The sequence below is a fragment of the Sphingobacterium sp. PCS056 genome (assembly GCF_023273895.1).
GTDB lineage: Bacteria > Bacteroidota > Bacteroidia > Sphingobacteriales > Sphingobacteriaceae > Sphingobacterium.
Genome location: NZ_CP096883.1, coordinates 1,292,078 through 1,305,739 on the forward strand (window position 1 = coordinate 1,292,078; position 13,662 = coordinate 1,305,739).

General features: G+C 37.5%; 11 protein-coding genes. 2 read left to right on the plus strand and 9 right to left on the minus strand.

The annotated features are described in order from the left end of the window. From MUB18_RS05525 to MUB18_RS05555, 7 genes are all read right to left on the minus strand, one after another. Positions 1-912 (minus strand): glycosyltransferase family 2 protein, encoded by a 912-nt coding sequence (locus MUB18_RS05525; RefSeq protein WP_248755195.1) that lies wholly within the window; start codon positions 910-912, stop codon positions 1-3. A 2-nt stretch (positions 913-914) separates the two neighbouring features. Continuing rightward, positions 915-1,556 carry an FkbM family methyltransferase gene (locus MUB18_RS05530; protein ID WP_045755162.1) on the minus strand — a complete coding sequence of 214 codons (642 nt, stop codon included), beginning with the start codon at positions 1,554-1,556 and terminating at the stop codon, positions 915-917. 27 nt (positions 1,557-1,583) lie between these two features. Next, positions 1,584-2,939, minus strand: a complete 1,356-nt coding sequence (locus MUB18_RS05535) for a flippase (protein ID WP_045755163.1) — start codon at positions 2,937-2,939, stop codon at positions 1,584-1,586. 59 nt (positions 2,940-2,998) lie between these two features. Next, positions 2,999-3,742: a DeoR/GlpR family DNA-binding transcription regulator gene (locus tag MUB18_RS05540; protein ID WP_045755164.1), complete on the minus strand. Its 744-nt coding sequence runs from the start codon at positions 3,740-3,742 to the stop codon at positions 2,999-3,001. A gap of 75 nt (positions 3,743-3,817) precedes the next feature. Next, the gene (locus MUB18_RS05545) at positions 3,818-5,305 is read right to left on the minus strand and encodes a hypothetical protein (RefSeq protein ID WP_248755196.1); all 1,488 of its coding nucleotides are present in this window, start codon (positions 5,303-5,305) and stop codon (positions 3,818-3,820) included. Positions 5,306-5,437: 132 nt separating this feature from the next. Beyond that, positions 5,438-6,163: a YebC/PmpR family DNA-binding transcriptional regulator gene (locus MUB18_RS05550; protein ID WP_045755492.1), complete on the minus strand. Its 726-nt coding sequence runs from the start codon at positions 6,161-6,163 to the stop codon at positions 5,438-5,440. A 1-nt stretch (position 6,164) separates the two neighbouring features. Continuing rightward, positions 6,165-7,115 (minus strand): NAD-dependent epimerase/dehydratase family protein, encoded by a 951-nt coding sequence (locus MUB18_RS05555; RefSeq protein ID WP_045754060.1) that lies wholly within the window; start codon positions 7,113-7,115, stop codon positions 6,165-6,167. 687 nt (positions 7,116-7,802) lie between these two features. Between MUB18_RS05555 and MUB18_RS05560 the strand changes: the two genes are divergently transcribed. After that, positions 7,803-8,795: an aspartate-semialdehyde dehydrogenase gene (locus MUB18_RS05560; RefSeq protein ID WP_094772760.1), complete on the plus strand. Its 993-nt coding sequence runs from the start codon at positions 7,803-7,805 to the stop codon at positions 8,793-8,795. A 944-nt stretch (positions 8,796-9,739) separates the two neighbouring features. Here the strand turns inward: MUB18_RS05560 and MUB18_RS05565 are convergent. After that, positions 9,740-10,744 carry a Kelch repeat-containing protein gene (locus MUB18_RS05565; RefSeq protein WP_248755197.1) on the minus strand — a complete coding sequence of 335 codons (1,005 nt, stop codon included), beginning with the start codon at positions 10,742-10,744 and terminating at the stop codon, positions 9,740-9,742. 6 nt (positions 10,745-10,750) lie between these two features. Then, the gene (locus tag MUB18_RS05570) at positions 10,751-12,118 is read right to left on the minus strand and encodes a DUF4270 family protein (RefSeq protein WP_248755198.1); all 1,368 of its coding nucleotides are present in this window, start codon (positions 12,116-12,118) and stop codon (positions 10,751-10,753) included. A 121-nt stretch (positions 12,119-12,239) separates the two neighbouring features. Between MUB18_RS05570 and MUB18_RS05575 the strand changes: the two genes are divergently transcribed. Beyond that, positions 12,240-13,658: a sensor histidine kinase gene (locus MUB18_RS05575; RefSeq protein ID WP_248755199.1), complete on the plus strand. Its 1,419-nt coding sequence runs from the start codon at positions 12,240-12,242 to the stop codon at positions 13,656-13,658. The last annotated feature ends 4 nt before the right edge of the window (positions 13,659-13,662 follow it).

Consider the following 13,662-nt stretch of genomic DNA (forward strand, 5'->3'; position numbering starts at 1 on the left):
CTATTTTTTTAGTTCGTTGATTTTCTTTTTGGCAAAACGGATTCCTCTTTGCAAGAGTGAACCTTTTCTATGGGCATAAAAATACTTAATTGATTCATAAGCTTGTGTATGCTCTTGTATTTCTAGTGGAAATTCCGTTATTTTTTTATCAGCAAGTACCACCCTGTAGGTATTTTCGGCTGCGGTATGTGTACCAGAACCATCATTGCCAATATTTTGGGTTAATGAATTTCTGGGATAGAGTACCAAACCATTCTTTTTAAAAACAGAGGCATACCAGCGGATTGCCCAAGAATTAATCTTTCCCGCTTTAAATTCCTGCACCTGTTTCCAGAAATTCTCCTTTCCTTCTATACTGAATTGATGAATTTGTTCTATCGTAAAGTCATCGGTCAACTGATGAATATCGGCGTTGAAATGTTTCCAAGCACGATCCCATGTGGCCCATCCCCAACTATTTGCCACCCTGAAGAAAAATGTTTCAGGTAGATTCTCTAAATCTTTCAAGGGGTAGCCGTATCCTGATATTTGCATCACACGATCTTTATCCTGATAACGATCCAGAGCATCGTTAAAATAGCTGAGCGCGAATGGGGAAGTGGTGAGATCATCCTCTAGAACGATAATCCGACCATACTGCTTGACAATGTTGGATACGCCATCAATTACATTGGCTGCCAGCCCGCAATTTGTATCGCGGAAAATGAGGTGTATTTTTTTAAACTTCCAATCGCTCTTGATAATCTCCCTCACCTGATCTACGGCAGGTTTTGATTTTTCATTCTTTGGAGCATCCGAATAGATAAACAGTTCGGAAGAAGAAGCTAAATCATTCTTCTCTAGAGCCTCTAAGGTACGTAATGTGTGATCCGGTCGATTGTATACAAATAAGATAATAGGTGCTGTTGACATTCTTATATTCCTAAGCAGTTATTTTCTTTATAAAATAGAGAGGTTACCTTTCTATGGATTGCACCTATTGCAATTCCTGAGAAGGGGATGTGTTTAAATCCTTGTTGTAGCAGATAGTCTATAGCGGGCTGATAGTGTTTTCTTTCCGCATCGTCTAATATGAGGACACCGGTATCATTTAATCTCTTAATAGCGTTTCTGCAACAAGATATTCGTTTCCTGCCATCAACAATAACGATGTCAAAAAGCTGATCTTGTTGTAGGATTGCATGCACATAATCATCTGCCTCTAAGTCAATATTTTTTATTGTTACATTTGCAGGCATTTGATTTTTAATACGTTCAAACCAATTTTTATCATGTTCGACAGCGGTCACATTTTTGACATGCTTTGCATAAAATAAGGTGGAATTACCTGCACCATATTCAAAAAGTAATAATTCTTTATTTAATCTACCATCGATAAAGTCTAAGAAAGAATAGGTTAACCAAGGAATAGGATTACCGTTGGGATCTAATGATTCTTTTTTTAAATAGGAGTTTGTCCAGCCTGTTTCTACGAAATATCCTTTAAAAGCCAAAGAGAGCAGGCCTTTTATGAGTTTGCTATTCAGTAAGGATCGATAACTACCTGTTTTTTCCATATTTTTAAGTTTATAGTAGAAATAAACTTAACGATTTATTTTTAAAAATTTATCTTTTACAGTAGATAATAATCCTAGTAAAAAAAGTGATCTGATCATCAGAATCGCATTTGGCCGAGTTCTCTTAATGAATAGTAAGAAAAAAGTAGAAGCAAAATAAGCGATTAAAGTAGCATAAGCCGCGCCAATAATTCCAAATTTAGGAATTAAGAAGTAGTTCAATACAACATTGATAAGCGCTCCGAATGCCGTGCGGTAGAGGGTGATTTTGGTAAGCCCTTCAGCAATGAGAAACTGTGCGCTCGCTGTGCCTAAGAATGTAAATACACCTGCCCAAATATGCACTTGGAGCGTATGTAATCCTTCTCCATACTCTGGAGCATAATAATATTTAAAAAGAAAAGGTGCGAGTAATGTAACTACCAAAGCAACTGATAAACTGATAAATACCATGAGCTCGTATAAGTTACCCAATCTTTTCTGGTATAATTCAGGGCTTCCTTTCCTGGCGTTCATAATAGCAGGAAATAAGGATGTAGAAATTGCTACAGGCATGAAATACCAACTTTCACTGAGACTTACTACAATAGAATAAACCCCTAATGCCGATTTCCCCAATAGAGCGTCGATCATGAGTTGATCTATCTTCATATAAAAGGTGATAAACAAGGAGGAAAATGCTAGTGGCCAACCTAGTTTGATCAGCTCTCTAGCAGTCGCTTTATCATATTTCCAGGATGAAATACGATGACCAAGTTTACGGTAAAGCGCTAGATAGCCAATCTGTAAAATAATGACATCAAAAACTAGTGTCCAGATGAAAGCATCTAAAGGAGCTTTTACGAGGATGAGTATCAATTTTATTGCAGCAGAAAGTACATTACCTCCAACTTGTACCATCATAATCATTTTTCCCTTTACCTGTGCCTGAAAAAAGCTATCGATGATCTGTACGGCTTGAATAATACAGATTAATGATACAAGTGCAACCTGTTTGAAAGAGGCCGCAGGAGCTTCTGGTGCAAAATGAGCGATGAGGAAATAGGTGAGGTAAACAAGTGGCAAAACTAAAAAACCAGTTATGATCCGAATGCGTAGGGCAGAGCCCAAGAGTACATCTTCTCTTTCTGGATGCTGTAATAGTTGCCTCGTGATCAATCCATCGGTACCCATGGTGGCGATTCCAGTAAAAAAGGCCAATAAGACCAGAGGATAATTGTAAGTACCAAAGTTTGCACTTCCAAGATAGGAAGGCAAGGCAAATGAGGTCACCAACATTTTAACAAAAAGAGATCCAACACGGGCTAACAAAAGCCAACCTGTGTTTTTGAAATATTTTTCGAATGCTTCTGGATTAAATCCTGGTAATGCTGGTATTTTCATTATGATGCAAACCTACTGATTTTTTTTAGAGGTTTGCATGAGAATATAGTCGTAAATGATTAGAGTACATTAATAGCACTCTTGAATTCAGATAGACTAGGATGTTCTGGATCTAGATCTGTGACAAGATAATTGACATCATGAAGGGGTACCACTTTCATCTTTTGAACCGAGTTCAATTTTTCTGCAATACTGAGGATCACTAATTTACTGGAACATTTAATCATTGCTTTTTTGATCTGTACAACTTCCCAATCCGAATCTGTTACGCCATCCTGCGTGGAAAGGCTATTTGTTCCTAATAAACAAATGTCAACTTTAATATCAGACAATTCGTTTGTTACTTGGGATCCTGATACAATATTCGTATTTCTGGATAATTTGCCACCAATTAAAATAACCTCTAAATTTGGCTTTTCTGCTAGCTCTAAGGCCACTAAGGGGCTGATGGTGAAAATAGTACATTGAAGACTATCTGGAACAAGTCGAGCCAACTCGATCATAGTTGTTCCACCCCCAGCAAGAATTGTCATTCCATTTTGAAGTAGAGAAATGGCTTTTCTTGCAATTTCTTTTTTAGCTTCTTTTGCATATACATTTCCATCTTGAAATGGAAATTGAAAAGACTTTGATAATGCACCTCCATATACCTTTAGTACTTTTCCATTTTCTGCCAATTCATTTAAATCACGACGGATTGTATCTTCAGAAACATTGAGCTGAATGCTTAAGTCTGACGATAATACTTTATTATGTAAATTGATTTGGTGTATAATGAAAGCTTGTCTTTCCTCTTTTAACATGACAGATAGTTTATATAGTCGAAATTATTTATATACAAATGTAATTAAATGAAGGTATAAAAAATAAATGTTTTTTTAATCCGTATCCTTATTTTTTAATTTCGTCACCCCAGCTTTAAAACGAGGCTTAAATCCGGCAGGTTTGCTGCTTGGTTCTGTCGGAAGATCAGCTGCTGTTTCTTGTGCTGCGGTATTGGATGCATCAGTTGGATCAGGTTGTGCTTCGGCCTGTTGACCAACAGGTGTTGTATCCTGTGCTGCTGTCGCAGGTTTCGTTACTCCAGCTTTAAAACGAGGCTTAAATCCGGCAGGTTTGCTGCTTGGTTCTGTCGGAAGATCAGCTGCTGTTTCTTGTCCTGCGGTATTGGATGCATCAGTTGGATCAGCTTGTGCTTCGGCCTGTTGACCAACAGGTGTTGTATCCTGTGCTGCTGTCGCCGGTTTCGTTACTCCAGCTTTAAAACGAGGCTTAAATCCGGCAGGTTTGCTGCTTGGTTCTGTCGGAAGATCAGCTGCTGTTTCTTGTGCTGCGGTATTGGATGCATCAGTTGGATCAGCTTGTGCTTCGGCCTGTTGACCAACAGGTGTTGTATCCTGTGCTGCTGTGGCCGGTTTCGTTACTCCAGCTTTAAAACGAGGCTTAAATCCGGCAGGTTTGCTGCTTGGTTCTGTCGAAAGATCAGCTGCTGTTTCTTGTGCTGCGGTATTGGATGCATCAGTTGGATCAGCTTGTGCTTCGGCCTGTTGACCAACAGGTGTTGTATCCTGTGCTGCTGTGGCCGGTTTCGTTACTCCAGCTTTAAAACGAGGCTTAAATCCGGCAGGTTTGCTGCTTGGTTCTGTCGGAAGATCAGTTGCTGTTTCTTGTGCTGCATTATTGGATGCAGCAGTTGGATCAGCTTGTGCTTCGGCCTGTTGACCAACAGGTGTTGTATCCTGTGCTGCTGTGGCCGGTTTCGTTACTCCAGCTTTAAAACGAGGCTTAAATCCGGCAGGTTTGCTGCTTGGTTCTGTCGGAAGATCAGTTGCTGTTTCTTGTGCTGCATTATTGGATGCAGCAGTTGGATCAGCTTGTGCTTCGGCCTGTTGACCAACAGGTGTTGTATCCTGTGCTACTGTGGCCGGTTTAGTCACCCCAGCTTTAAAACGGGGCTTAAATCCAGCAGGTTTAGCTATGTCCTCTTTAGTGGTTGTCGATTCATTAGCTTTTTCAAGAGTACGTTCTGGATTTTCAAGTTCTTGAGGTATGCTATCCTTTGCTATTACTGGAGCTTTAAAACGAGGTTTAAAGCCTGTAGCTGTAGTAGTTGCAGGACTGGCTTCTGCTTTCACAGACTGCTGTTCTTTCTCACTAGCTGGTTGCACTTCTTTTTTGTCGACAATCGTTTCTGCTACATGATAACTTTTACGGAGCCTATTAAACCAAAATTTCTTTGTATGATCAAAACTTTTGGGCCCCATAGCAACATAATGTTTTTTAAATTCTTCATATAGTGATTGATCTGCTTTTTGTAAAGCAGCTAAGTCAATCTTTTTTTTAGCGAAAAATTCTTCAAAAGTCATCCTGAAAACATTTAGTCTACTACAAATGTATAGTATTTTATTAATCTTTAATAGCCTCAAAAGGATTAAAGCTAAATTTTTGGCATAAAAAAAGAGCTTTACGCTCTTCTTTGTATTATAATAAGTTTGTACTTATGCCATGTTGTGGTAGACCGCTTGAACATCATCATCCTCTTCGATTTTGTCTATCAATTTTAACACATCAGCCGCATCTTCTTCCGAAATATCAGTGTGTGATAAAGCGATGCGTTCTAACTTGGCAGAAGAAACCGCAATACCTTTCTCTTCCAATAAGCGTTGCATATTTCCAAAATCTTCAAATGAAGTTTGAACAACTACAACATCATTTCCTTCCTCATCGGCCTCTAAATATAATTCTTCAAGACCACCATCGATAAGTTCCAGTTCCAGCTCTTCAATATCCACATCCTCAGTTGCGGGGAATCTGAACAAAGATTTACGGTTAAAAATAAAATCCAAAGATCCAGTTTTACCCAAGGTGCCACCAGCTTTGGTGAAGTAGCTGCGTATATTGGCAACAGTTCTATTGGTATTGTCAGTTGCTGTTTCAATTAAGATCGGTACACCGTGTGGACCGTATCCCTCATATACATATTCTTCATAGCCTTTAGAATCTTTTTCAGAAGCTCTTTTGATAGCCGCTTCTACGCGATCTTTAGGCATATTTACAGCTTTCGCATTGTTTATCGCTGTACGTAATCTAGAATTTGACTCTGGATGAGGACCACCTTCCTTCACCGAAATTGCAATTTCTTTACCTAAACGCGTAAATTGGATGGCCATTTTGGCCCAGCGTTTAAATTTACGTTCTTTTCTAAATTCGAAAGCTCTTCCCATGTTATAGTTTGTTTGTTTTAAGATTCTCAATCATATCGGCAGTAAGCTTTGCTAAATCAAAAGCAGGCTTCCAATTCCAATCCGCTCTCGCTGGAGAATCTTCAATACTAGCAGGCCATGAATCTGCAATCGCCTGTCTAGGATCATTCTCCGAGTAAGTGATTGCAAAATTAGGAAGAATTTTTTTAATTTCTTCAGCAAGTTCTTTTGGAGTGAAACTTACCCCCGTAAGATTGTAACTTGAACGAATCGTTAAACTTTCCTTTGGAGCATCCATTAGTTGCAAAGTGCCACGAATCGCGTCATCCATATACAGCATCGGTAAAGCGGTATCTTCCGATAGAAAACATTCATAACTACCTTTTTTCAATGCATCATAAAAAATATGTACAGCATAATCGGTCGTTCCACCTCCTGGTTCCGCTTTCCATGAAATAATACCTGGATAGCGAATACTGCGGATATCCAATCCACGGTGCTCTTGATACCATTCGACAAGTCTTTCGCCTGCCAATTTACTAATACCGTAGATCGTGTTTGGATCCATGATACAATATTGATCTGTATCTGTTTTCGGAGAATGTGGTCCGAATACAGCGATTGAACTTGGCCAAAAGATTTTTTCGATCTTATATTCAACAGCTAGGTCTAACACGTTCAAAAGACCGTTCATATTGAGATCCCAAGCTTTTTTGGGATATATTTCACCAGTTGCCGATAGCATTGCGGCCAATAGATATACTTGTGTGGGTTTATATTTTTGAAATAAGGATTCTATCGCACTTTTATCAAGTACATTTAGGGGTTCGAAAATTTCCCCGTCCTTTAAATTTTGAGGTTCCCTAATGTCGGAAGTAACGACACTTTCAGTACCAAATTTTTCTCTTAAAGCTGTAGCCAATTCAGTTCCGATTTGGCCATTTGCACCGATTATAATAATGCTTTCTTTCATCGATGCAAATATAGTATTTTTATTATCCTAATCAATGTTTCAAAAGTAGCTTATAATCTTCTTTTTCCAATACTAATTGTTTGGTAAAGTATTTATTATCAAACTGTTCTTGTGCTGTTGTTTGATGTTTTACACCCGTTTTCCGGACCTTTTTTTAATCGAATTTATTGATATTTTTTTCATTTTCTTTCTTGACATTACAAAGCAATCGATTGCTTTTTTTTCATTAAACTTGACCAGATTTATCAAATCAATTTATTTCGTTTTTAAATCTCCGATTTTACCGTATTGTTATACAACTTTAATAGTGTGTTGGATGCATTTTTTATGAATTTTTTTTGGACCTCTTATTTGTGATCATAATTCTCATACCATTACTACCCCGGGTCAAAAGATGATATCCGTTAAGAAGCTCTTTGGAGTGTTGCTCCTCTTGATGAGCGCGATGCCTATATATCCGCCCTTAAAGGAGCTTTGTTGATTACTAGTTTGACTTTTAAATACCGCATTGTTTTAAGATATTTTATTAAAATCGTTTTAACTTATTGATATTAATATCTATTTCCCTATTTTTTTGCAATAATCATCAAATATTTAGCTCGAATTTCGTAAGTTTGAGAAATAACAATATTCTATTTAGAATATTTATAGAAAAATTTCATAACAAATTAAAGAAAAAGTAACAAGATGAAAGTCGCAGTAGTCGGCGCAACAGGCCTTGTAGGTACTGAGATGCTAACAGTGTTAGCAGCGCGCAATTTCCCAGTTTCAGAATTAATTCCAGTAGCTTCAGAGCGTAGTAAGGGTAAGGAAATTGATTTTAAGGGAAAGAAGTATAAGGTGGTTACACCATCTGAAGCTATTGCTTTAAAACCTGATGTTGCTTTATTCTCGGCAGGAGGTGGTACATCTCTTGAGTATGCGCCATTATTTGCCGCTGCTGGAATAACAGTTATTGATAATTCATCTGCTTGGCGTATGGATCCGACTAAGAAATTAGTCGTTCCCGAAGTGAATGCACATGTCTTAACAGCCGAAGATAAAATTATTGCAAATCCTAATTGCTCTACAATCCAGATGGTCGTTGCATTAAAACCGCTACATGATAAATATAAAATTAAACGTGTTGTTGTTTCTACATACCAATCTGTAACCGGTACGGGTGTAAAAGCAGTTGATCAATTGATGAACGAGCGTGCTGGTATAAAGGATGGCGAGAAAGCATATGCATATGAGATCGATTTAAATGTCATTCCTCAAATTGATGTATTTCAAGAAAATGGATATACCAAAGAAGAAATGAAGATGATTTTGGAAACAAACAAAATCATGGGAGATGATTCGATAAAAGTAACAGCAACCACAGTGCGTATTCCAGTAATTGGAGGACATTCAGAATCTTTAAACATTGAGTTTGAAAATGATTTTGATCTAGCAGATGTTCGTGCAGCTTTATCCGCGCAAAGCGGTGTCATTGTAGTAGATGATCCATCTAATTTGCAATATCCAATGCCAAAGGATGCACATGGAAAAGACGAAGTTTTTGTCGGACGTATACGTCGTGACGAATCACAGGCAAATACATTAAACATGTGGGTGGTTGCGGATAATCTTCGTAAAGGTGCTGCTACGAATACCATTCAAATTGCAGAAACACTGATAGAAAAAGGATTAATTTAATTCTTAATGGATATAAGAAAAGGAGCTGTAACACCTGTTATAGCTCCTTTTTGTTTTCTCATCTTCCAGTCGATCGGATGCTGAACGGTGCCCAGCCTCAATATCCACTGCTGCTACATTTTAGCCAATTAGCTCACTTATTATGGTAACATTGATCTCCACCAATGGAGTCATTTGCCAGTTTATACCCTAGTAGGCTTAATCGTTCAAATTGACGATATAATCTCCACCCCTTTGACCTACAAAAGTTATGCTTTTCCCTATACCTGTTTTAACAATAGAAAACTTCAACTCAATGGGCATGATTCAACCAAAGACCTCATTATTCAATAGGGTGCAGTTATTGGGAGATGACAGTCATCATGATCCTCTAGTAACGTATGAGCATATTTCACCGATATGCGTTATCAACGGTCGTACTTTGCACGCGGTATGATAGATATACCCAATTTTAGTGCTATTTCTAGTTAGAGATCTGGGGTAAAGATTTGGGTCCACTGTGCAAAAGTGATACTTGCCTGTACAGTCGAAGTATTCTGTTTATACCTTAGCAGCACTAAATACACGGACTTAACACGGATTTAACATGGACTTATAGTGCATACGTTGTGTTCGCATATAGAAGTTGCTTTCCATTGGGCCATAAGGGAGTGCTAATGATTTCTTTGTTATTCATACGATCAGGCAGTATACTTTTTAAGTCTAATGGCTGTTTTGTGAGGTGATTTTGGTCGCCTTAATAGAGCTTATATCGATTGCTTATCAGGGTTTCTCGTTACTCAAGCTGTTGCGAATCTGATGACGACTTAGAGCTGCGTTCTCAGTTGTTATGATGACGAGTGTATACTGGTAGACCATGATTGCGGGTTACCATAATTTGTACGTAAAAAAGGGTTTGTAGCACACGATACAAACCCTTTTCTGTTTAATAATCTTGTATTATACTATTTTACTGGAACAAATTTCCAAGTATCATAGAATTTGTTTGATCCGTTTTGACCTGTAGTTACATAGCCAACATTGTCAATCGCAAATGAAACAGCATCTTGTCTTGCTGAACCTTGGAAAACTTGATTGTCAGCATTCCATACGTCAGTAGAAGGATTATATTCCCAAATGGTGTTGATAACAGAAGTTTTCTTACCACCTACTACATAAGCTAAGTTGTTTAATACAAAAGCAGAAGTATTAGAACGTGTTAAGTTATATGTATAAGAGTTATCGTCACGATTTAAATCATTCAATTTTGTCCATTTAGTACCATCAAACTTAAAGAAGTCTTCTGGGTATGAGCTATTATCAAGACCACCACCTACATAAGCAATGTTATTGATGACAAAAGAAAATCCATATCTTCTATTTGATTCTAATGGGCTATCCACTAAAGTCCAAGTGTTAGCAGTAGGATCATATTTGTAGAAAGATTTAACGTTAGTATCGTTGTCATTACCTCTAGAACCTGTACCTACGTATCCAAATCCACCTATTGAGAAAGCAACAGCGCCATAGCGAGCAGCATCAGCAGGAAGATCTGCTATTTTCGTCCATGTGTTAGCCGAAACGTCATATTTGTAAAAATCTGATAATGCATTTGTTCCATCAAAACCAGTACCTACATACCCATTATTACCAATTGCAAAAGCAACGGCATTGTTACGAGCAATACCAGGGAAGTCAGCTTTTTTAGACCAAGTTCCTGCGGAAGCACTATACGCCCAAGTATCTGTTTTGCGAACAGCAACGCTACTTTCCGTTGCTATACCAGTAGTTACATAAGCAATATTGTTAATTAAGAAAGATACTGCCCCACTTCTTGCGCCACCATCGAAAGCAGAGCCTTTAGTCCACTCCACTACCTCATCTGTATTATCATCCTTTGATTTACAAGAGTAAGTAGAGAAAGTTACGACGCACGCTAATAATATTAGTAGCCAATTTTTCTTGTTCATAAACTGTTAAAATTTAGTATATAAGATGTTTAATTTTATTTTTGGTTTGTTATTTGCGTCTTTTGCTACTATAAGTTGATCTGTATTTGAGAATAATCCTGTTGTAGGTACACTTAAGAATAAAGATGTATTATAATAGCTTTGTTTTTTGATATTATTTAAATATTCAATCAAATTGAACGTATATTTTGCATTTGCTCCAAAGTCACTAGCTCCTATATAAGCAGCTTGTTGCACTGTTGTAGTAAATGGTGAATTGATCATACTAATCGGATTTCCACCTGAATTAGCTACCATCAAAATCAAACTTGATGGCGAGTTAAAAAATGAGTTATGATATTTACTGTCTGTCTCTATAACGAGTTCTGCCTTATTGATCGCTACAGTTGGATCGTTAACTAAAGCCAAAAGTGTGGGAAAAGTTATTTTTACTACAGCTCCTGTGCTACCTTCCAAAAATACATCGCCATCAGTCACACTACTATTGAGTTCTGGATTAGTGATACTTAAGGTACTGAAGGCTGTCCCTTCACGATTTGCTTCGACATTATTAAATTGATGTGTCTTATCTGCTAAGTTAAATTTAGCGACCGAATTTACTTTAAATCCTTCTTCATTGATAAAGTTATAATGGATCTGCATGACAACAGTATCGGAATAACCAATGATGGCCGTGTTATTATTTCCTGGTACAAGTGCTATACCTTTAAAAAACTCAACAAAATTTTCATTTGAGGATATAGCCGAATTACCTGCTTTAATATAAGAAAATAATTTGTTGCCTAATGTATTGTCTAATTTAATAGAAACCGAATCCAATCTGTGAACAAAAGGTTTGAACGATAAGGTTCCTAATGCATTAGGATCATAGGCAAACTTTTGATTATTGTAAATAGCTGCACCACTTACAAACACAGGTCTTTCATTGATATCAGAACCTGAGTTGACCTCTTTCAACGTAATTTGCTCTTTCACTTCGTGAACAGCAATTGTCTGCGTTTTCGTGGTATCTCCGTAAAAATATTTATTGGGTTTTAAAACAAACGTGATGGAGTCATATTGCGCTGCAGTTGGAATAGAAGCAGTCGTAATATTTCCAATTCCAAGACGCATATAAGAAGATGCACGAACTGATCCCGTAGTTGTATTGCTGTTTTTTCCAACGAGGATCACTCCAGTTCCTGATGTGGGTACATCATCGAGTTGATAAGTAGATGCATTCACTTGAATCGAATCAACAGGAACGATGCCCATGGATTCATCTCTTGAATTGTCTAAAGAGAGCGAAATATCTTTATTACAAGCTGAAATGCCTATCAGTAATAACGCTGAGAATAAAAATTGAACACTACGTCTCTTAAAGTTTCTTATCATGCTTAAAAATTGAATAATGCAAATGTAATCAATGCGCATTGTTAATCAGTGTTATATTTTGTTAAATATGGTTAATTACCAAGGCGAATGCAAATCTAGTAATTTAAATTTGTTTTTAATTATGGCAAATAAGTTTAAATTATTGATAACACTTTCGGTATTAACCGGTATCGGAATGATTAGTATTCTGGCGATCTGGTTATACGGAAGCTATAATAATCGCCTTGAGCTCTTTCTTTCTTCAGCGGAAAGAAGCATGTTTAATGTAGTTCAAGATGTCTATCAAGCGCACAGCAACGATATCAAAAGGGAGCAAGGAGGGGCATTAGGTACTTTGCGCAAAAATCTGAGATCAAAATATACGGATGCTGAAATTGATACCCTTTTTAAAGATCTGGTTTCTAGTTATAAAGGTCGTCCATTGCGCGGAGATGCTGGCATGCACCAGGATTATAAGCAAAAGCACCTCAATGGTAAATCTGGCGGCGAACTTATGGCTCCTTATTTATTTTTACAAATTAAGATCTCTGATGCTTTGATTGCTGAGATAAAAGAAAAATTTCATACGGCACTTGAAGCGAAGGGGGTGCGTGCTGATTATGAAATTACGACTGAGTTATTTCCCCGTGATAGCCTTTTCGCTATTCGGAAGGAATATAGAGCCAAAAAATTATCTTGGACACGGCCCATTATGATCGACGCGGTCGAAAGTAAATTTTTGATCGTCAAATTCAAGCACGTTTGGAAAAATCTCTTGTTTGATCTTAGCTGGCAATTGGGTATTGCTATTCTTTTGGTCAGTATTTTTATAGGTTCTTTTATCTATCTTTTTAAGACCATCTTTCGGCAGAATAGACTTGCAGAGATGCAAAAAGCATTTGTTAACAATATGACACACGAATTAAAGACACCTGTTTCTACCGTGATGACCGCTATTGAGGCAATACAACTGTACGGCGTAAGGCATGATCATGAAAAGATGGACCGCTATTTGGCGATTTCCAGAAATGAGCTTGATCACCTCTCTGATATGATTGATCGTGTTTTACAGTTGGATGTAGACGAACATACTGGGCTGAAATTGGATAAAAGTCAAGTGGATCTGATTCAAGTTTTGAAAGATGCGGCAAACACTTTTGGAATTAATGTCAATAAACAAGTGCTCATATCTTTGGATCTGGATATTCCGTTTTTATCGATCAATGCCGATATCTCCCACTTGAGAAATGTCATTAATAATTTATTAGAGAATGCCGTTAAGTATTCTGGAGATCCTGTCGATATTAAAATTGCCGTGCAAGAATATGCTGATCAGGTTGAATTTACAGTTTCTGATCAGGGTAAAGGCATCGCTCCAGAATATCAGAAAGAGATTTTTGAGATGTTTTTTCGAGTACCCGAAGGAAATTTACATCAGGTAAAGGGGTTTGGTATAGGCTTGGCCTATGTGCGTCAGGTTATTGTGCAACATGGTGGAAAAATATCCGTGAAAAGCAGTTTAAATAAAGGTAGTACCTTTATCATTAAATTACCAAAATAATAGC

What these genes read in the sequence shown, in the direction of transcription:
- MUB18_RS05525 (WP_248755195.1), bottom strand. Translation starts at nt 912, where the DNA reads ATGTCAACAGCACCTATTATCTTATTTGTATACAATCGACCGGATCAC.
- MUB18_RS05530 (WP_045755162.1), bottom strand. Translation starts at nt 1,556, where the DNA reads ATGGAAAAAACAGGTAGTTATCGATCCTTACTGAATAGCAAACTCATA.
- MUB18_RS05535 (WP_045755163.1), bottom strand. Translation starts at nt 2,939, where the DNA reads ATGAAAATACCAGCATTACCAGGATTTAATCCAGAAGCATTCGAAAAA.
- MUB18_RS05540 (WP_045755164.1), bottom strand. Translation starts at nt 3,742, where the DNA reads ATGTTAAAAGAGGAAAGACAAGCTTTCATTATACACCAAATCAATTTA.
- MUB18_RS05545 (WP_248755196.1), bottom strand. Translation starts at nt 5,305, where the DNA reads ATGACTTTTGAAGAATTTTTCGCTAAAAAAAAGATTGACTTAGCTGCT.
- MUB18_RS05550 (WP_045755492.1), bottom strand. Translation starts at nt 6,163, where the DNA reads ATGGGAAGAGCTTTCGAATTTAGAAAAGAACGTAAATTTAAACGCTGG.
- MUB18_RS05555 (WP_045754060.1), bottom strand. Translation starts at nt 7,115, where the DNA reads ATGAAAGAAAGCATTATTATAATCGGTGCAAATGGCCAAATCGGAACT.
- MUB18_RS05560 (WP_094772760.1), top strand. Translation starts at nt 7,803, where the DNA reads ATGAAAGTCGCAGTAGTCGGCGCAACAGGCCTTGTAGGTACTGAGATG.
- MUB18_RS05565 (WP_248755197.1), bottom strand. Translation starts at nt 10,744, where the DNA reads ATGAACAAGAAAAATTGGCTACTAATATTATTAGCGTGCGTCGTAACT.
- MUB18_RS05570 (WP_248755198.1), bottom strand. Translation starts at nt 12,118, where the DNA reads ATGATAAGAAACTTTAAGAGACGTAGTGTTCAATTTTTATTCTCAGCG.
- MUB18_RS05575 (WP_248755199.1), top strand. Translation starts at nt 12,240, where the DNA reads ATGGCAAATAAGTTTAAATTATTGATAACACTTTCGGTATTAACCGGT.